We start from the raw sequence: 18,765 nt of genomic DNA, 5'->3' as shown, positions 1-18,765 counted from the left end.
CACCACCGGCTTTCTGAAGAGCTTATGCAAAAGCTTACTTGTCCTCATCATCGTGTTATCCATGTCATTTCTTTCTAAGCTACATTAATGATAATTCCGCTTACTGTTATTGTCAAATGACGATTGTGCCATATGACCAAAAATCTGTTATCATAATGACACGAAGCTTCAACCGATTATAGTGGACAAAGGAGCATGAATATGAAACAAGTGACCAAAGAACACTGGAACGGTTACGACACGTATGTTTTACATAGTGGTGAATTGGAAGTTACAATGATCCCTCGTCTGGGGAATAATATTATCTCCGTGCGTGATCTGAAGCTGAACCGGGATATCGTACGTCGACCTGGCGAGGAAGAATTGGCATTTTATTTACAAAAGCCATATCATTTTGGCTTACCCATTTTGATTCCTCCTGGCCGAATTCGCAAAGGACAATTTGAGTTTGACGGCGTCCCATATCAGTTTGACCGTAATACAGCCAACGACAATCATATACACGGTCTGCACCGTAATCAATCCTGGCGTTGCAGCGATATTGAAGAGGATGAAGAAGGTTGCAGCGTAACAACCGAGTTTCTGACAGAAAGTGATCCGCACTGGATGGAACAATACCCCATTCCTTTGCGGCTGGAAATGACATATCGTTTGCAGGGAACTGTATTAAGCCAAACGCTGCGCGTCACTAATCTAGGTGAAAAAACAGCCCCATTCGGCTTGGGATACCACACTTGGTTTATGGTGGATGGAGAACCTCAGCGCTGGCGCCTGAAGCTGCCGGTGAATGGAGTATATGAACAGGATGCTGAGCAGCTGCCTACAGGTGTCATTACTTCTTTAGATCATTTGGAACAGCTCTCCTCAGGTTTATCTTTGAAAGGAACAAATTTGGATACTGTGCTGCGAGCAGCGGAAGGCCCTGCTGAAGCTGTTTTGACTCGTGATGATGGCTATCAAATCCGCTACACCGCAGATGAGCAATACTTTAAGTATTGGGTACTATATACCAAAGGGGAATGCGATCAGTATCTTTGCATTGAGCCTTATACCTGGCTATCTGATGCTCCCAATTTTCCTGACCCAGTCGGAGATGGTGGGCTGATTCGTCTTGAGCCTCAACAATCCATCGACCTCAAAACTCAGATTCATATCATATATCCTTAATTTCCCTATAGTCACTTTTCTTCCTTCGGCGCATATTTTCATAACTCTGTCGCATACTAACCTCATCACAGCCGAAGGAGGTGACTACACATGTATGAAGCCAATCAAGGCAGAGGACGTCGTAGCAATACTCTGGTCGTTCCTCAAGCCAACAACGCATTGCAACAATTGAAATATGAAGCTGCGCAAGAACTGGGCATCACCATTCCGGCAGACGGTTACTATGGTGATATGCCGTCCCGTGAAGCTGGGTCTCTGGGAGGCTATATCACTAAACGCTTAGTACAGCTGGCCGAACAGCAATTATCAGGTCGTTCAGGTCAATAAGCGTCATTATTCCACATGAGCATTCCGTTATCGTAATTTACCAAAATGCGTTATAACGGGTATATAACAAAGGCGGTCTTCCTTCGGAAGGCCGCTTTTCTTTGCTCTTTTTAATGTCGATGGTTATTCAGATTTAGCCGCGCGATATGTAGGCTTGTTATAGCGGATCATGAGATTCGCCATGTTGTAGTTAGACTCTAATGTTGCATCTACCAAAATTGTTCCTTGTCTGATGGCAAAATCGAAAGCAATCTCACCATGAGTCCAGCTACGCTTGTGATTTAGCGTTTCCAGGGCCATACGCCGAAAATGGTCCCGATGCTCTACAGATAAGCCTGGGTCTACTGCTGCAAATGTGCCACCTTTGCCTGCAATTGGATTATGCCGAATCCCAAATTTACCAACCACATTGTTTCGTATTTGTACAAATACGATCCCTGACGATAAACCCGCCAATTCATTATCCAATTCTTTAAAAACAATATCCATCTGCCTCGCCAACGACAATTGACCTACTTCATCCATCAAAAACCCTCCTATATACCTTATATGAAAATATTTAATAGGTCTTACGGCTCAATTATATGCGAAGGTTTTTAAGCTTACAATCAAATTCAACATAATTGGGTATTTATAACTATTTTCTAAGTATATCCATCATTTTAAATTTCGCTAACAGGTAGCATCAATTGCACTTCGACATTTTGCGACTTTATTCATCATCCTCTGCAAAAATTACAAAAAAGGCCCCCCTTACGGGAGACCCTCTAAAATGTAACTCGGTTATTTTGTCATTTGCAAAAATTGCTCAATATCCTGAACAGTAACTTGTGCGGCGTTACGCCAGAAGTCAGCCTGCGTTAAATCGGTCCCCAAGTGCTTGGAGGCCAGTTCTTCTACTGTCATGCGACCTGTATCACGCAGCAAAGCATCATATTGGTCGGCAAAGCCATCCGGATTTTCCTTCGCAAAAGCGTAAATCCCTGCACTGAACATATACCCGAAAGTGTATGGGAAGTTGTAGAAAGGAGTTTCCGTAATATAGAAGTGCAGCTTGGAAGCCCAAAAATGAGGATGAGCCTCATCCAGAACCCCACAAAACGCTTCACGCTGCGCTTCTTCCATCAACTCGCTTAATTGCTGTGCTCCTACAACACCTTTTTTCCGTAGCTCGTAAAAACGGGTTTCAAACAGGAAACGGGCATGAATGTTCATAAAGAAGGCTACACCACGCTGAATTTTATCCTCCAGCAAAGCTACCTTCTCCTGACCCTCAGCAGCTTCCAGCAGAGCATCTGATACAATCAGTTCTGCCAGCGTCGATGCTGTCTCAGCCACGTTCATAGCATAATTTTGATTCAATGGATGCAATTCATTCATCACATGTTGATGATAACCGTGTCCTAGCTCATGGGCCAGTGTCGAAACGTTGGATGGTGATCCGGCATAGGTCATAAAAATACGGGTTTCTTTGCTTAGACGCAGAGATGTACAAAACCCGCCTGGACGTTTGCCTGGACGATCCTCTGCTTCGATCCAGCTTTTCTCAAAAGCCATCTGGGCAAAGTCAGCCATTCTCGAACTAAATTTACCAAATTGCTCAACAATCGTTGCGGCTGCATCGTCGTAAGGGATTTTAGTGGTCGATGTTTCCAGCGGAGCTTCAATGTCATGCCAGGACAGTTTTTCTAAGCCTAGCAGCTTGGCTTTCCGCTCCAGGTACTTGACTACAATAGGCTTTGTTTCATTAATCACCTGCCACATCGTATCCAACGTTTGGGCTGACATACGACTGATTTCCAGCGGTTCCTTGAGCACGTCTGTCCAGCCCCGGTTTTCATATAGCTTGAGGCGGAAGCCTGCCAGATGATTCAGCGTATCGGCACAATAGTCCTCTACCTGAGTCCATGCCTCTTCCCAACGTGCAAATACGTCTTTACGTACGCCGCGATCTGCTTCATCCAACTTATTCGCTGCCTGACCTACAGACAGGTGTACAATTTCACCATTTTCAGGCACCGGGATCGTCATATTTTTGACAATGGTATCATAAAAGTCACCCCAGCCATGGTAACCATCCACTGCCAAATCCAATGCAAGACTCTCCAGCTCAGGAGCCATTTTTTCGCGCGCTTCGTTCCGGTATTCAGTTAGGACAAAGGAAATCGGCTTGATCGCTTCGCGCTCCATCCACTTCTGCCAAATGTCTTCACTGGTTTGTGCCAGCAAGTTCTGGAAAGCGACTAAAGCACTTTTTCCTTGGGCATACAACGAATTGACACGCGCCCCCAGTTGAACAGCCAGCTTGTCATGCTGATTTTGAGCAGTCAAACAAGATACAAAAGAACCTGCCTGCGATGCTCCATTAAACAGCTCCTGTATGCTATTCAGAACACTATCCAGACGCTCGGTATCCAACACCGTTTGTGGCACTTTGGCTACTTTAAGCTGGGATTGCAGCTGTTGGACCTTGCTCTCCAGTTCTTCCAAAAATGCATGAAATGAGGCAGAGGAAGAGCCTCCGCTAAAAATAGATTCCAGATCCCATGTTTGCTTTAACGGTGTTTTCATAATAGTTCCACCTTTCTTTTTTGGCGAATTCATGTGGTTTCATATACAATAAAGCTACATCGTGATGGCACAATCACTACAATTAGGAGGAAAACAGGATGAGACCCTTACAAATTTCGCCGGAAACGGCTGTGAAATTATCCGAAAAACTCGGCATTCCGCTGGAACACCTTATGCATACACCCCAGCACATTTTGATGCAAAAGCTGGCCGAACTAGCTAAAGAAGAAGCCGCTGGCTCGAACGGCGGAGAATCGGACAAATCATGATTCCTTTTGATAAAACCTGGCCTTATGACATTGTCATGGGAGATGTTTATGTACAGTCTTGTCCGTTTTGCAACCATGATAACGTCTTGCTGCCCCTGAAGCCCAAAGAGCTTAAGCTCATTCATGAAGGCATGAAAAAGCTGCTTGTGTTTCCATGCTGCCATAACAAGGTTACTTTGGTGGATTGTGACGACGATTATTTGCTGTCAGATACCACGTTGCGCCATCATTAATTCATGAGGCAGTTGCAAGATAACTCGTTTTACAAACAAGGTGTGAACCATGAGCCTAAATTGGTCATAGTGCACACCTTTATTTCTTCAAGAGGAGCTTGCGTTCTGCATTTCCTCAGGTAGCTGGAAGTTTTTTGCCAGCATTTGTTCACGCAGGACAGACCACTGTTCACGAGAAGCTCTAATCATCGCTGCATCCATAATTTTCTTATCATTAATGACACGCGAAAACCAGCGCACTGCTTCGTTAAAGTTACCCGTACGTCGATGCAGTTCACCAATCAGATAAAGCAGTTTGGCATTATTCGCACCAACGCCCTCCAGCTCATAGACTCGAACATAGGAATCCAAACTAAATTTGAGAAAGCGAAGCTCCTGCTCCTCATTCCCCTGGTATCTGTACATCCATGCAATATGCTGCAATAGACTGGCTACTACGCGTTCCTTTTCTCCGATGACCTGTGCACAGAGTAAACCCAACTTGTACGTTTCTAACGCCTCTTCCCAGCTACGATGCCCGCCATATTCGCGAGGCTGCCAGCGATTACCGATTTTATCCTTAAATAGCTTGGTTTGCTGATCGCTTAACTGAACGGTAGAGTGCTCTGTCGAAGTAAATCCACAATGAGGACAGACCCGTACGACATAAAAATCGGGATTTTCGTTCTTATAATAAGCGCAAAAATCTGAATCGGTACGAATAGCCTTCTTTAGGCTTGGTCTGACACGGGATGTCTGAAATTCTTGTTCGCATTGCGGACAGACGATTTTGATCTGATATAACGGTTCAAGTTCCAATGTTTTTACAACCCTCTCCAAAATTCGGCAATCCCCGAAAGCTTACGGGGTATTTACAAAATGATGCGCAGGACCGGACAAACGACTAAGTATGATGGAACGAAGCGGCTCCTCAATTCCCGTATCCGTTAACGCATCTGCCATACAAGACAACCATGCCTCTGCTCGCTCCTCCGTCACGGGGAACTTCATATGTCTGGCACGTAACATCGGATGACCATATGCATCAGAAAAGAGGGACGGCCCTCCAAAAAACTGGCTCAGGAACATAAACTGCTTTTCCTTTACCGGCTCCATGTCTTTAGGAAACAGGGGACTTAACAACGGATCTTTATAAACTCTCGGGTAGAAGGCCTCAATAATAGCACGAATACCTTCCGCACCCCCAAGGTTGTCATAAATGCTCAGGCTAGGATTCACTTTTCCTCCAACTTTCTGTGCTATGGTAATAAATATACACTCGTATTATAACAAAAAACAAAAAATGACGCTAAAAATAAGCGTCATTTTATCAATTTAACATATGAAGAGGTTTGCTTCACTGCACATCGCTTCGTCATTCCATGAATACCACTAATAACTCCGCCAATCCTCTTCACCGGGATGGACGAGAGAGGCACGAATGACATACACAAAAGCACATACAAACAGACCGGCAACGATACTCATCCTGATCACTCCATCCTTAAGGTTATGGAATCGTTGTTTTCTTATTTTAACATACTCTTTACAAAAAAACAGCATTCCATGTAATCGTTTTCTTTACTTTTTTGTACTCTTTGTCCATCCTCGACATAGGTATAATAGTACAACTCCAAAGGAGGGGCCTCTATGTCGCTGTACCGCCGTTTCTCGCTTCCTTTGCTCATCCTTATGCTGTTATTCCTATTCATACTGATGGCCGCGTATCCGCAATCTTCTTTGAATGCCGGGCTTCGCGGTCTTGCCATCTGGTGGGATGTGCTGTTCCCGTCCCTATTCCCATTTTTCGTTATTTCCGAGCTTCTTCTCGGCTTTGGAATTGTCCATTTCATAGGTGCGCTACTGGACCCACTGATGCAGCCTCTATTCCGTGTACCTGGCTGCGGGGGGTTTGTCGCGGCGGTCAGTTGTGCATCCGGCTACCCCATAGGGGCCAAATTAACCGCTAAGCTGTGGGAACAAAAATGGATCACTCGCATTGAAGGTGAACGTTTGGTCGCGTTTACGACTTCCTCTGATCCGATATTTCTGATTGGTGCAGTTTCTGTTGGCTTCTTCCATCAACCCGAAATTGCACTCGTCCTGGGAGCGGCCCATTACGGTGGCGTTCTCATCATCGGACTACTCATGCGCTTCCACGGTTCCCGTTCAGAGAAAAACGATATTCGCAGCGAACGCTCTCAACCTCCTCGAAAAGCCTGGTCGAAGTCTGCTAACACATTAACAACAGGTCGCAATAAACAGCCTGGACCACTGCGCCAAGCATTATATGCCATGCATACAGCACGTTTGGAAGATGGCCGTCCATTGGGTGAGTTGCTTCGTCAGGCGATTGCTTCCTCCCTACGCCTTATTATTGTCGTAGGAGGGCTGGTTGTATTCTTCTGCGTCATTTTAGAAGCTTTGACGAACTCCGGCTTAATGAGCGGGCTTCATCTGCTTACGGCTAGCCTATTGTCTGCCTGTGGTCTTCCTCCTACATTAACAGAGTCCATCGTAGGTGGTATTTTTGAAGTCACTTTAGGCGCACAGGCTGCGGGTGAAGCCGCAGCAGCGGCATTACCGTTCAAGGTAGCCGCAGCAGCTTTTGTTCTCTCCTGGGCGGGCTATCCGTCCATGCACAGGTTGCAAGTATTTTAAATATGACGAATCTCCGCTATATGCCATTTTTGCTGGCCCGGGCTGCGCACGGGATCATCTCTGCATTGCTAGCTCTCGTATTATGGCGCCCGTTAATGGGGCAGGGAAGCTCTCCGGTCTTTTCTCCGGTACACGATATCGCATGGTCCCCTGGCTTCTCGTCCGCTATACTGCTGCAAAGTCTGCTGCTTCTTGCCTGCATACTGGCCGGAATGCTTGCTCTCTCCTGGTTAAGCGTGGGTACAAGTCGCTTATTCATACGATTGAAAGGAACACACCGGCAATGAACGATTGTGTTCTTGCTCATAATTGATTATGATCGATATATACCCATGACAAAGGAGCTTTTCATCTTGAGATATTATGTTCTGGATCGCGGGGATCAGCACTCCATGGACTTGAGTCAGCAATTTCACCGTCTTGCCCAAGAAAAGAATTTCAAGCTGGATGCCGAATCGCCGGAAATCGTCGTGTCTATTGGAGGCGATGGTACGATGCTTCATGCGTTTCATACCTTCATTGACCGCATTCCGGATATTGCCTTTGTTGGTGTACATACCGGTCATCTGGGCTTTTACGCGGATTGGCGTGCGGACGAGCTGGAGGAGCTAATCCACCTGATGAGCCAAAGCGGATCTAAGGGACCGCTTAACCCGAGAATCGTTAAGTATCCACTGATTGAGTTGGAAATTCACAAGAAGTCAGGCAATGCTTCTTTTATTGCCTTAAATGAGTTTACATTAAAAGGGGTAGATGGCACGGTCGTTGCCCAAGTAGATATTAACGATATCACCTTTGAGATGTTCCGTGGTGATGGTATATGTGTTTCTACACCTTCAGGAACAACCGCCTATAATAAAGCACTTGGCGGAGCTATGGTTCACCCTACCATTGAAGCATTACAGTTGACTGAGATCGCTTCCATTAATAACCGTGTGTACCGGACATTGGGATCCCCCTGCTACTGCCAAAACATCATCATTGTGATATTTTTTCACGGAAAGATCAGCGTCTTTTACTGACTGTAGATCACTTGAACTTTCCTGTGGATGACTTGATCTCTGTTCGATGTCAGGTTGCAAGTCAGAAGATCAGCTTCGCTCGTTACCGTCCTTTCCCATTTTGGGATCGGGTACGCAACGCTTTCCTCAATTAGAATCTGTAAAAGAGCCAAATCCTGGCTCTTTTTTTAATTGATCAGGAGGAAGCATTAGCCCCATTTTAAAATTTGCAAAAAGTTGGTCATAACATTGGCAGTTGTGGTGGAGGACTTACAAACAAAACGGCTCCTGAAAATTCAGGAACCGTTTTGTTGTGGAGAGGTGAATGTTTTATTTTTTTGACGCTGGCCCTCGGGTTCACGCGAAACACGAACTTGCCGTCCCTCCCGATTTTCCTTTGGCTGGCGATCATAGCGTGGCCCACGCGATTCCTTTTTATCGAAGTTTCCTTGTGGATTGCGCTGCCTACGTGGTTCCCGGGCTTGCTGCCCTTCCCCCGAACTTCGCCCATCCTTTGCTTCACGCGGTTCCCTTGGCTGGCGCGAATCACGTGCTTCACGCTGCCGATTTCCTTCACGTCCTTCTCTGGATGGGCGACTTTCGCGAGCTTCACGCGGCTGTCGTTCACGTACTTCCTGCGCATCCTTCGGTTCCCTACGTTGCAACTCTCGTGGTTGGCGGGCTTCTGAAGGCTGTTCCACTCTCGACTCCTCTGTAGCTGCGGAATCCTGCTGTGGTTGCGGATATTCCGTTTGTCCAGCTGAAGGTTGCGAACTTTCTTGACGCTCTTCAGTTTCTGACATTTCCGCTTGTTCCCTTTGAGCATCTACCAATTGCTGGATGTCGGGAGGAACGAAGTCATCACTGGTACCGTTCTTATTTTCAACTTCACGGCTTTTTTGCAGCACAAAATAGGCACAGCCAAAATTGCAGTATTCATTAATATAATCGTCCAATACCACAATGGATGTATCTTTATTGGCTTTGGGGTGCCCTTCTCGATAAAACCCCTTCAGACGAAGCTGATTGTAACCCCAATCGCCAATAATATAATCATAGCGATCCAACACTTCACTATATCGATCACGAAAGGCTTCGGGATTCCACCCGTTCTTGTGATCCTGCAACACTTCATAGTTTTTACCACCGATTTGAAACAAGCTATTCTGACCGCCTTTCCCGGATCAAACCTGCGAAAGGGCGCTTTCTTCCTTATGCTGAGCGGCCGACTTCACCTGCTCATGCGCTTGGTAGGAGCTGCGGACCATCGGACCGGATTCGACGTGGCTGAATCCTCGCTGTAATCCCTCTTCCTTTAACTTCGCAAAATCTTCCGGTGGATAATATTTTTGCACGTATAAATGTTTCTCGGATGGCTGCAAGTATTGACCAATTGTCATAATGTCACAATCGACTTTGCGCAGATCATCCATGGTTTGTAAGATCTCGTCCCACTCTTCTCCGACACCTAACATGATGCTTGATTTCGTTGGGATATCCGGATTTAATTGTTTTGCACGTTGAAGCAATTCCAGAGAGCGATGATATTTCGCTTTAGCCCGAACCTTGTCGGACATGCGTTCCACCGTTTCAATATTATGATTCAAAATATCTGGCTTGGCATCCATGACGATTCGCAGCGACTCAATGTCGCCCATAAAGTCGGGAATCAATACTTCTACACTGCAAAAAGGTAATCGGCGGCGAATCGCACGAACCGTTTCTGCAAATATTGTAGCGCCCCCGTCTTTCAAATCATCGCGGGCCACACTGGTTACGACACAGTGTTTTAAATTCATGTTCTCAGCCGCTTCTGCGACGCGTTCAGGCTCCTGCAAGTCCAGTTCCGTAGGCATTCCCGTATTTACTGCGCAAAAACGACACGCACGCGTACAAATATCACCCAAAATCATAAATGTAGCTGTCCTGTTGGCCCAGCATTCATATATATTAGGGCATCGTGCCTCCTCACATACGGTATGTAATGTCTTGGAACGCATCATGCTCTTGATTTCCTGATAGTTATCGCCTGTCGTAAGTTTAATACGAATCCAATCGGGTTTAGCTTCCTTCACTTTTTTAGACAATGGCATAGACCTTCTTTCTGATAAGCTTAAGCTGTCATTGCCATACATTATAGCATGAAAGCCATGGAAAAACCTCCATTCATTGTTCCCTTTTTGATATGACATTGATGCCGGAAAAAGTAAACTCTTGAGATGGATAAAAGCGGCGGATATGGCTCAATCTAATCAAAAGCGCCCTAATTACGCAAATACGGGCCAAGAATTTACCGGGCGCTTAAGCCCTTTTATAGGAGGTCGGTTCACGTGTCTTACCCTACGCGGGCAGTCCGCGCTGTTCGTCTGTTATCGCTGCTGTTGTGCGCTACTACACTGACAACGGCTTGTCCGCTTCCTGCTCATGCCCTTGCCGAGGACACAAAGTCCTCGTCAGCCGGAAATAACCTGACAACAAATATGGATGCTTCACATGCTTCGTCTTCATCGTATACGTCCAGACTTGCCTTATATCACTCCATCGAAGCCCTGACAGGAGTCCCTTGGTACAGACTGGCTGCCATCGACCAGTACGAACGCACACTCACGGTGGCCCATCCCAAGGATCGCAAGCATGCGGAACGGATCATAGGTATTTTTGTGACGGGACCGGTATGGTCCGGTCTGTTGAACCCTGATGCCGAGGATCAAAATCCAAGTTCCATTGAACTATTTTCCGGGCTGGGACAAGACGGCTCAGGCGATGGAATCGCTGACCGCAATAATGACAAGGATTTGCTGTTCAGCATCGCTTCTTATCTCGGAAAGTATGGAAACAACGAGGATGAATTTGGTATTGCCGTGTGGGAATATTACCATAACAGCCGCTCGGTTCAAAGAGTTCAGCAGTTTGCCAAGCTGTATCAGAGGTATGGCAAACTTGATCTGGTCAGTCAAGCTTTTCCGCTGCCTCTAGGCAGCATTTATAGCTACCGCAGCACTTGGGGAAGCCGACGCAGCTGGGGGGCTACCGTATACACGAGGGGACTGACCTGTTTGCTGGCTACGGAGTTCCGGTTCGCAGCACCTGCTACGGTGTAGTTGAAATGAAGGGCTGGAATCCCTTCGGAGGCTGGCGAATCGGTATTCGTGATCTCAACAACCGCTATCACTACTATGCACACCTTTCCGGCTTTGATAAAACCGTTCATAACGGAGACATCGTCACGCCTGGTCAGACGGTGGGTTGGGTCGGAAGCTCGGGCTATGGGAAACCGGGTACCCAAGGCAAGTTCCCACCACATCTACACTATGGTATATACCGGGACAATGGCTGGACAGACTGGTCCTTTGATCCATATCCGCTATTAAGACAGTGGGAGCAGAGTGAACGTAAAGCGCTCAAATCAGGAAAAACCAAAGGGACCTCCTCATAGGTCCCTTTGGTTTTTTTGAGTATCTCACACCAATCCCCTCTTTGTTTATGGCGTTGGGGACTGATTGAGGGAATTGGGGTCTTCCTGTATCTCTGGAACACTTTCTATGCTGGAACCTACAGCACCGCTACTCTCTATGGAATGGGAAGGCAGTGCCAACTGCGGAGCGGTTGCACCATTTTTGCCGACTGGTTTCCCCTGATTGTCATAGTAGTACATCGGGACGTTGCCCACTACCAGCAAATAAGAAACCGGGATTTCCGTCTCCACAATCTGAGGTTGCATTTCAAACGGTATAACCACAGACACTTCCGTCGTAATTCGAATGTACACTTCCACCAAGATCATGTTTATGCCCGCATCCTGCTGACGTGTATTTAAATCCACCTTGATTGCTCCATGCGGCTCCACTTTTAGGGGAACCTTGGGTCCATAAGCTGCCAGTAGCGGACTCCCCAATGCCTGACCAATCGGAACACTTTCATCAAAATGACTCATACTGTCCATCGTTGCCTTGACTGCTTTGAGCGTGTCTGACGTAATTCTCATATGCTCCGCATAATTTAGAACAAATCCAGAGGTTCTCCCTTGCGTATCCGTTCTCCATTCGATCAAATTATCAGCAGTCTTCCCCTGCTCTACCTGCGCAGTAATTGCTGAATTAATAGCCTCTGTCGCCATTTGTTTGACCCGCACTTTAGCCAGATGCATCATGGGTGGCTTCAAATGCTGTTCCACATAGGCGGCCACCTGTACGATTCCTACCAGCAGCGCCAATGCCACAATGAGCCACATCCTGCGTCTGCCACGTCGCCTTCTGTTTGGTCTGCTGTGCCATTGCGGTTTTCTATTCATTCTGATCCCCCCGCAGCGATGAGCTTACTTTAGAAGGATATGCCGCAAATAAACGAAAAAGAAGCTGCCCGTCCGGCAGCTCCTCCTGGTGGTAAACATATATGATTTCAAATACGATTCATTCCAAGCTCAACTCATTATTTGAAAATGTGGTCAATCTTTTCGATATCCGCTTGACTCAATTGGACATTCAGCGTTTTCAGATTCGCCAGAACCTGCTCCGGTCCCTTCGCGCCTGGAATGAGGGCATCAATCGAATCACGGGTCAAATACCATGCAAGCACCACATGAGCAACCTCTGCATTCAACGCATTAGCGATCTCGCGTACCTGCTCCACTTTGTCCAAATTACGAGCAAATGCCTCTCCCTGAAACAATGGATCTTTCGCTCTGATGTCCGTGAAAGTCATGTCTTTCGTATACTTACCACCTAGTAGTCCAGAAGCTAGCGGGAAATACGGCACAAACGAAATGCCATTTTCCTTAGTATAAGGCAGCAGATCCTTCTCAGCTTCCCGTTGCAACAAATTATAATGGGATTGAAGCACATCTACATAGCCGTCACTATTCGCATCCTTAAGTTGTTCAATGGTAAAGTTAGATACACCAATAGCTTTAATTTTGCCTTCGTCCTTAAGCTTCTTCAGTTCTCCGACTGCTTCTGCCTTTGGCGTAGCTTCATCTGGGAAATGGATATAGAACAGATCAATATAATCCGTTTGTAATCTTTTCAGACTGGATTCGACGGATTCACGTAAAAAAGCAGGCGAGTTGTCAAAAACAACCTCTCCGTTCACAAATTTATGCGCTCCCTTGGTCGCTATGACAGCTTCCTCACGTTTGCCGCGCTCTTTAAGTACCTCACCGATCAACCGCTCTGAGTGCTCAGGCCCATAAATAAAAGCTGTATCCAGAAAATTGATGCCGTTATCCAAAGCTGTGCGAACGACTTCTTTGCCCGTTTCATTGTTCAAACCGGAAAAAAGATTATGTCCTCCTACCTTATTCGCACCCAAACCGATTGGTTTTACATATAAATCTGTTTTGCCAATACGCACTTGCTCTGCCAATTCACGTCATCTCCTTTTCGAAAGTTACTTCCATTTTATTATTAAATTCCAAAAAAAGCAAAGTGCGTACCTGGCTGCTGCTCTTATCCCTTAATCCCCGTTAAGGCAATACCTTCCATAAAATACTTCTGTCCTATGGCGAAAAGAATGATAGCTGGCAACACGACAATTAAAGAAGCGGCCATCAGAACACCCCATTGCGCTGAATATATTCCCTGAAACTGCTGTAGCCCAATCGCCAACGTAAATTTGCTTTCATCATTAAGATAAACGAGCGGCCCCATAAAATCATTCCATGTGTTCAAAAATGTAAACAATCCGATGACCAAAATCGCTGACCGGGACAAAGGTAAAATAATGCGAGTAAAGATCGTAAAATGGTTGCCTCCATCCACAAATACAGCTTCATCCAGTTCTCGCGGAAGAGTCATATAAAATTGTCTGAGCAAAAAGATATTAAAAACGCCTCCACCAAAAAACGAAGGTAATACCAATGGAACATACGAATTAACCATGCCTAACGCCTGCCAACCAATAAAAGACGGAATTAGCGTGACCGCAAACGGCAACATCATGCTGCTTAACAATACAGCAAATACCTTATCTCTTCCATTCCATCTCATTCGCGCAAAGCTATAGGCAGAAATAGTACTCGACAGAAGTACACCGGCTAAAGTACCTGCTACGACGATAAATGTGTTCACAAAATAACGACCAAACGAGAGCTCTTCAAACGGCTGCAAAAAATTTTCAAGTACAAATGGCTCCGGAATCCATTTCGGCGGGATTAAAAAAATCTGACTTAAATCCATCATGGAGCTTCTCACCAGCCAGTAAAAAGGAAACATGCAAAAAAGTGACCCCACAATCAGCACCGTATAGAGTAAAATCCTGCCCCAACTCAAACCACGGTTTTTCATCCTCATGCCCCCCCACCTTCGTAGTACACCCATTTGCGGGCTGTCTTGAATAGAAAGGCAGTGAAGATCAAAACTACAATAAAGAGCACCCATGCAATCGCACAGGCATAACCCATATTCGAAAAAGTAAATGCCTCGCGGAATAAATAAAATGTGTAGAACAAGCTGGAATTGTTAGGTCCGCCCTGAGTCATGACGTAAGGCTGGACAAACACCTGAAATCCACCGATGAAGCCCATAATCGTATTAAAGAAAATTGTGGGCGATGTCAACGGAATCGTAATATAAACAAGCTTATGAAGAGCGTTCCCACCGTCAATTTCAATGGCTTCATAATAATGCCTAGGTATATCTTGCAAGCCAGCCAGAAAAATAATCATGGTTCCTCCAACGGTCCATAAACTCATTAAAACCAGTGTAGGAACTACCGACCCTTCACTATAAATCCATTGACTTTCCGGCAAATGTAGCGCACGCAGCACCACATTCAGTAAACCAAGATCGGGATCAAACAGCCACATCCAGATCATAGACGATGCGATGAGTGGCACAATCGTAGGCAAGTAAAAAACGGTTCTGAAAAAAGCCAGACCTTTTACCTTTTGATTAAGTAATATCGCTAAAAAGAAGGCTACTATAATTTGCAGGGGCACACTCAAAAACACATAATAAAACGTAACCCCAAGGGATTTATAAAAAAATTGGTCCGTACCGTCAAATAAGTGAACGTAATTATCCAGACCAATAAAATGGGCCTGTGAAGCAACCTTATAATCGGTAAGACTGAACCAGAGACTAGCGATCATCGGTCCCAGAACAAAAATGACAAAGCCGAGAATAGCAGGGGCGGCAAAAAGCCACCCCAACCCATTTTCCTTCTTACGAATAGAAGATAATGATTGCATTCTATCCCTCTCTTTCTGTCAAAACCCTCACCTTATTCTTTCGGATATGTCCCCTTAAATTCAGCGTTGGCCTTGGCGGAAACCTCCTTAAATGCTTGCTCCACCGTTTTCTTGCCCAGCCATACCTGATCCAGCGCCGGGTTAATAATCGCATTGATTTTTTCCGAATTCTTCAAATAATAGTCGTAAGAATTGACACCGTTATGCAGCGTTTGGTTCATGACTGCATCACGATATCCATCCGCATGGCCTGGCTTGACATCTGCCCATTTGCTAATCAAGTCTGGTTCGGTGTACCACTTTTTCATGACAGGCATCCACAATCCGCTGGAATGCATGTCAAGCCCGCTTTCAGCATCCAGCAAGAATTTATAAAACATCCATGCTTCTTTCGGATGTTTGGTTTTGGCAGAAATCACTTCCGGTTCGCCAAACAGGATCGTTTTGCTGCTTTTCAGTTTGGGTAACACGCCTACACCAAAATTCACCTTCGATTCTCCGAGATCCAATTGGACCCACTGCCCATCCAGATCCATCGCTACACGTTTGCTTTGCAATGCTACGGCCGGGGAAGGGATATTTTTGGACTGCGTAGGCGACGGTGCCACATGATACACGTTGATCAGGTCCGCCATCTTTTGCACGGCTTCAATCACATCAGGGTTTTCAAGATTAAGCGAGTCCCCTTTATCTGAAATAACGCTTGCGTTGTTGGAAGGTACTAGCAGATGCCACATCCATGTGTCAAACCGAACTCCATACTGTTTGATGTTACTTGCATCGAAATTGGGGCTAAGCGCATTATTTCCCGCTTTATCAATGGTGAGCTTTTGCGCTGTCTCTAAGAACTGTTCCCATGTCCAAGCCTCTTCAGCTTTGATTGGCGGCAAGGCAACACCAGCCTCATCAAACAAATCCTTGTTGTAATAGAGCGCAAAGGCTTCCTCCGTCACCTTGACCCCTGCCACTTTATCCTTATCCCAATAGATGACTGAATTAGGAATGAGACTCTCCTTCGTTAGCTCCTTATCCTCCTTCAAAAATTCATTTAAATTATATAGTTTGCCTTGTTCAGCCCATTGCAGAGCCTGTGCTTTATAAATAGGAAATACATCTGGTGCCTGATTGGCGGCAAACATCGTCGTTAATTTGGTGACGTAATCCCCGGGGATGTGCATATAGTTGATTTTGATCCACGGATATTTGTCTGTGAATTTTTTGGCGATCTCCTGTTGAACCTTCTTCTCATTGGTGCTCCCCCAACTGGCATAGGTCAGTGTCACTTGCTCGTGCCCCTGCAAATCTACTGGCTTACTGCTGCTCTCATTTGAACTACAGGCTGACATCAGTCCAACGACCAAGCACATGCAGACGATCCATAACTTTCGTTTTAACATGAGTAACGCCCCCAAACCGTTTATTTTTTATCTTTTCGTTTGTTGCTTCGTCACTAAATTTATTCTAGCAAACGCTTACATTTTTGAAAGTCGCACTCTCATTGGATTGGTGTCATTTGATTAGATCTATGTGTTTCTCCGATTCGGATCAGGACAAATGTCCCTTTATCTTCTGGTGAGTGGAGCGCAACCCCATATTCCATCCCATATAACAGCCGTACTCTTCTGTCTACATTTTTAATGCCCGTTGACCGGATTTCTCCAGCTTGAATGCGGCGTATATGATCTTTTTGAATTCCTAATCCATTATCCTCGACTTTAAAACACACCAATTGCTTTTCGATCCAGGCTGTGATCTTAATCCGACCACCTGATTCCATTTCAGCGAAGCCGTGAATAATTGAATTCTCCACAAAAGGCTGCAAGAAGAGTTTGGGAACCTCCATCTGAAGTAAAATGGGATCAATATCATACTCCACTGTGAACTTGTTCTCAAAGCGATTTTGCATAATATAAATGTATTTTTCCAGCCAATTCAGATCGGTTTCCAGGCTCCAGGTCTCGTTTTTGTTTCGAGTCGTAATTTGCAGCATTTCCGCCAGACTAATGATCAATCGGCCCAGTTCCTGTTGTTTATGTTCTAATGCGATCCAATACATTGTCGTTAAGGTGTTATACAAAAAATGGGGATTAAGCTGTAAATTAAGTGCCATTAACTCCGATTCTTTGGCTCGAAGACGTGATTTGTAATTTTCTTCGATCAAATCTTTAATTTTCTCATTCATTTGATTAAATCGGATCACCAGATCCCCCAATTCATCATAGCCGCGTTCAGGAATTCGAATATCAAAATGTCCCTTTTCCATTACCTTCATCGCCTGTTTCATATCCGTGATGGGCTTACTGATGTATACCGACAGCAAATAAGCAAGGATGACAGCAATGAGCATCATAAAGCCTAAAAAGAACAAGGTGTAGGTACGAATCGTTGACAAATGCCCCAGTACATCTTCCATGGGAATGGCTATATATGATACCCAGCCCGTCGTCTTCATCGCTTCGTAAACCAGTAGTATACTTCGACCCTTCACGTTTACCATTTTTGTCCCTTGTTCCGAAGTAATGGCATTCTTCAGCCAATCCGCCACGGGCTCCCCCGCTTGTTGCTGTCGATCTGAGCTCATGACTATCCCGTTGTTATCGTGAATCATACCGTAGGATAGATGTGCAAATCCGCTGCGGGCTGCATAATCTTCAAAACCATCCTTTAACAAATCAGGCCGGAAATTCAATATAAGTATAGGCTTTTCCTTTCCTTCAGGAAGCGTATGGAAGGTTCCAGCATCATCTAATGCAGTCAAATGAAGCTGCTTAACCACAGCAAATAAAGAGCTAAAATCATAGGAACCTTGTTTTAAATCCTGCTGATGAAAGGTGTCGGCATACGAATAGGCAGGAATCCACCTGGTAGCCCCCTCTGCTTGTACCGCCGTTGTCGCCAAGGGAGAAGAATAGAACGGCAGAACGGGAATATACATCCGCTCTGTACTTCCGTATGCATACTTTTGCGTCATAATCTGAGAAGCGTATACTTCCTCTATATTGCCAAAGTATCTGTACAAAATTTTCGTAATGCTGCGATCAGCTCGTAAAAGCGATGAAGAATCCGTAGTATCCACGTCTGTGATAGTCTGTAAAAGATCATGATCAATTGGAATCATATCCACAGTTTTTTGAATAGCTGTCAGCTTGTTATCCAGCAACTGGTTATTGCTACGCAATACACTTGTAACGCTATCTGTTACGTTTGCAGTAATATTCCGCGCACTGGTTTCGAAGTAGACAAAGCCCAGGATCAAAACGATGAAACCAGACAACAAAAAATAGGACAGCATCAACTTCGTACGAAAGCTACTGTCCAAAAATTTTTGATATATATATTTGACTTGGCGCATTGTATCTTCCTTTCACCTA

Annotated in this window: 16 protein-coding genes, 3 pseudogenes and 1 other annotated feature (1 of these 20 only partly in view); of the genes and pseudogenes, 7 read left to right on the top strand and 12 right to left on the bottom strand. The window is 45.4% G+C overall.

The window, feature by feature from the left end; translation table 11 throughout:
• Positions 1–60 (bottom strand) — a binding site (T-box leader); it reaches 198 nt to the left of the window's first position.
• 141 nt (positions 61–201) lie between these two features.
• Positions 202–1,167, top strand: coding sequence for an aldose 1-epimerase (locus tag G7035_RS13290; RefSeq protein ID WP_017427268.1), 966 nt, complete (start codon positions 202–204; stop codon positions 1,165–1,167).
• Positions 1,168–1,257: 90 nt separating this feature from the next.
• A complete protein-coding gene (locus G7035_RS13285) occupies positions 1,258–1,494 on the top strand; it encodes an alpha/beta-type small acid-soluble spore protein (RefSeq protein WP_013372934.1) in 237 nt (78 codons plus the stop codon).
• A 123-nt stretch (positions 1,495–1,617) separates the two neighbouring features.
• On the opposite strand, the gene G7035_RS13280 is transcribed toward G7035_RS13285, so the two are convergent.
• Positions 1,618–2,019: a hypothetical protein gene (locus G7035_RS13280; RefSeq protein WP_017427267.1), complete on the bottom strand. Its 402-nt coding sequence runs from the start codon at positions 2,017–2,019 to the stop codon at positions 1,618–1,620.
• 258 nt (positions 2,020–2,277) lie between these two features.
• A complete protein-coding gene (locus tag G7035_RS13275) occupies positions 2,278–4,065 on the bottom strand; it encodes a M3 family oligoendopeptidase (protein WP_019688544.1) in 1,788 nt (595 codons plus the stop codon).
• Positions 4,066–4,163: 98 nt separating this feature from the next.
• On the opposite strand from G7035_RS13275, the gene G7035_RS13270 reads away from it, so the two are divergent.
• A complete protein-coding gene (locus G7035_RS13270) occupies positions 4,164–4,334 on the top strand; it encodes a YycC family protein (RefSeq protein ID WP_016819983.1) in 171 nt (56 codons plus the stop codon).
• Positions 4,331–4,567: a hypothetical protein gene (locus tag G7035_RS13265; protein ID WP_013372938.1), complete on the top strand. Its 237-nt coding sequence runs from the start codon at positions 4,331–4,333 to the stop codon at positions 4,565–4,567. Before G7035_RS13270 ends, G7035_RS13265 begins: the two co-directional genes overlap by 4 nt.
• Positions 4,568–4,654: 87 nt before the next feature.
• Here G7035_RS13265 and G7035_RS13260 read toward each other — a convergent pair whose 3' ends face one another.
• Together G7035_RS13260 and G7035_RS13255 are read right to left on the bottom strand one after the other, a co-directional pair.
• Positions 4,655–5,386, bottom strand: a complete 732-nt coding sequence (locus G7035_RS13260) for a DUF2225 domain-containing protein (RefSeq protein WP_013372939.1) — start codon at positions 5,384–5,386, stop codon at positions 4,655–4,657.
• A gap of 21 nt (positions 5,387–5,407) precedes the next feature.
• A complete protein-coding gene (locus G7035_RS13255; RefSeq protein ID WP_013372940.1) occupies positions 5,408–5,785 on the bottom strand; it encodes a globin domain-containing protein in 378 nt (125 codons plus the stop codon).
• Positions 5,786–6,196: 411 nt separating this feature from the next.
• On the opposite strand from G7035_RS13255, the pseudogene ylbJ reads away from it, so the two are divergent.
• Positions 6,197–7,494: pseudogene (ylbJ, locus tag G7035_RS13250) on the top strand (sporulation integral membrane protein YlbJ).
• Positions 7,495–7,560: 66 nt separating this feature from the next.
• A pseudogene (locus G7035_RS13245) lies at positions 7,561–8,363 on the top strand (NAD kinase).
• Positions 8,364–8,504: 141 nt separating this feature from the next.
• Here G7035_RS13245 and G7035_RS13240 read toward each other — a convergent pair.
• Together G7035_RS13240 and lipA are read right to left on the bottom strand one after the other, a co-directional pair.
• Positions 8,505–9,368, bottom strand: a complete 864-nt coding sequence (locus tag G7035_RS13240) for a YutD family protein (RefSeq protein ID WP_017427261.1) — start codon at positions 9,366–9,368, stop codon at positions 8,505–8,507.
• Between the two features lie 24 nt (positions 9,369–9,392).
• Positions 9,393–10,295, bottom strand: a complete 903-nt coding sequence (gene lipA / locus G7035_RS13235) for a lipoyl synthase (RefSeq protein WP_016819978.1) — start codon at positions 10,293–10,295, stop codon at positions 9,393–9,395.
• Positions 10,296–10,538: 243 nt separating this feature from the next.
• On the opposite strand from lipA, the pseudogene G7035_RS13230 reads away from it, so the two are divergent.
• Positions 10,539–11,644: pseudogene (locus tag G7035_RS13230) on the top strand (M23 family metallopeptidase).
• Positions 11,645–11,689: 45 nt separating this feature from the next.
• Here the strand turns inward: G7035_RS13230 and yunB are convergent.
• From yunB to G7035_RS13200, 6 genes are all read right to left on the bottom strand, one after another.
• Positions 11,690–12,439 carry a sporulation protein YunB gene (gene yunB / locus G7035_RS13225; protein WP_017427260.1) on the bottom strand — a complete coding sequence of 250 codons (750 nt, stop codon included), beginning with the start codon at positions 12,437–12,439 and terminating at the stop codon, positions 11,690–11,692.
• A gap of 197 nt (positions 12,440–12,636) precedes the next feature.
• Positions 12,637–13,569: an aldo/keto reductase gene (locus G7035_RS13220; RefSeq protein WP_016819975.1), complete on the bottom strand. Its 933-nt coding sequence runs from the start codon at positions 13,567–13,569 to the stop codon at positions 12,637–12,639.
• Positions 13,570–13,652: 83 nt separating this feature from the next.
• Positions 13,653–14,489: a carbohydrate ABC transporter permease gene (locus G7035_RS13215; protein WP_019688547.1), complete on the bottom strand. Its 837-nt coding sequence runs from the start codon at positions 14,487–14,489 to the stop codon at positions 13,653–13,655.
• A 2-nt stretch (positions 14,490–14,491) separates the two neighbouring features.
• Complete coding sequence (locus tag G7035_RS13210) at positions 14,492–15,394, bottom strand: carbohydrate ABC transporter permease (protein ID WP_019688548.1); 903 nt, start codon at positions 15,392–15,394, stop codon at positions 14,492–14,494.
• Between the two features lie 32 nt (positions 15,395–15,426).
• Positions 15,427–16,791 (bottom strand): ABC transporter substrate-binding protein, encoded by a 1,365-nt coding sequence (locus tag G7035_RS13205; protein WP_017427258.1) that lies wholly within the window; start codon positions 16,789–16,791, stop codon positions 15,427–15,429.
• Between the two features lie 98 nt (positions 16,792–16,889).
• Positions 16,890–18,746 (bottom strand): sensor histidine kinase, encoded by a 1,857-nt coding sequence (locus tag G7035_RS13200; protein ID WP_019688549.1) that lies wholly within the window; start codon positions 18,744–18,746, stop codon positions 16,890–16,892.
• Positions 18,747–18,765: the final 19 nt, after the last annotated feature.

Origin of the sequence: Paenibacillus polymyxa, assembly GCF_015710975.1 — a bacterium.
In the GTDB taxonomy this organism is placed as follows: domain Bacteria; phylum Bacillota; class Bacilli; order Paenibacillales; family Paenibacillaceae; genus Paenibacillus; species Paenibacillus polymyxa.
Note: the sequence above shows the minus strand (reverse complement) of the source record. Positions and strands in the feature narration are given on the sequence as shown.

Coding starts and splice junctions, on each gene's coding strand:
- G7035_RS13210 (WP_019688548.1), bottom strand. CDS start 15,394: ATGCAATCATTATCTTCTATTCGTAAGAAGGAAAATGGGTTGGGGTGG.
- G7035_RS13275 (WP_019688544.1), bottom strand. CDS start 4,065: ATGAAAACACCGTTAAAGCAAACATGGGATCTGGAATCTATTTTTAGC.
- G7035_RS13285 (WP_013372934.1), top strand. CDS start 1,258: ATGTATGAAGCCAATCAAGGCAGAGGACGTCGTAGCAATACTCTGGTC.
- G7035_RS13205 (WP_017427258.1), bottom strand. CDS start 16,791: ATGTTAAAACGAAAGTTATGGATCGTCTGCATGTGCTTGGTCGTTGGA.
- G7035_RS13270 (WP_016819983.1), top strand. CDS start 4,164: ATGAGACCCTTACAAATTTCGCCGGAAACGGCTGTGAAATTATCCGAA.
- G7035_RS13215 (WP_019688547.1), bottom strand. CDS start 14,489: ATGAAAAACCGTGGTTTGAGTTGGGGCAGGATTTTACTCTATACGGTG.
- G7035_RS13200 (WP_019688549.1), bottom strand. CDS start 18,746: ATGCGCCAAGTCAAATATATATATCAAAAATTTTTGGACAGTAGCTTT.
- G7035_RS13265 (WP_013372938.1), top strand. CDS start 4,331: ATGATTCCTTTTGATAAAACCTGGCCTTATGACATTGTCATGGGAGAT.
- G7035_RS13290 (WP_017427268.1), top strand. CDS start 202: ATGAAACAAGTGACCAAAGAACACTGGAACGGTTACGACACGTATGTT.
- yunB (WP_017427260.1), bottom strand. CDS start 12,439: ATGTGGCTCATTGTGGCATTGGCGCTGCTGGTAGGAATCGTACAGGTG.
- G7035_RS13280 (WP_017427267.1), bottom strand. CDS start 2,019: ATGGATGAAGTAGGTCAATTGTCGTTGGCGAGGCAGATGGATATTGTT.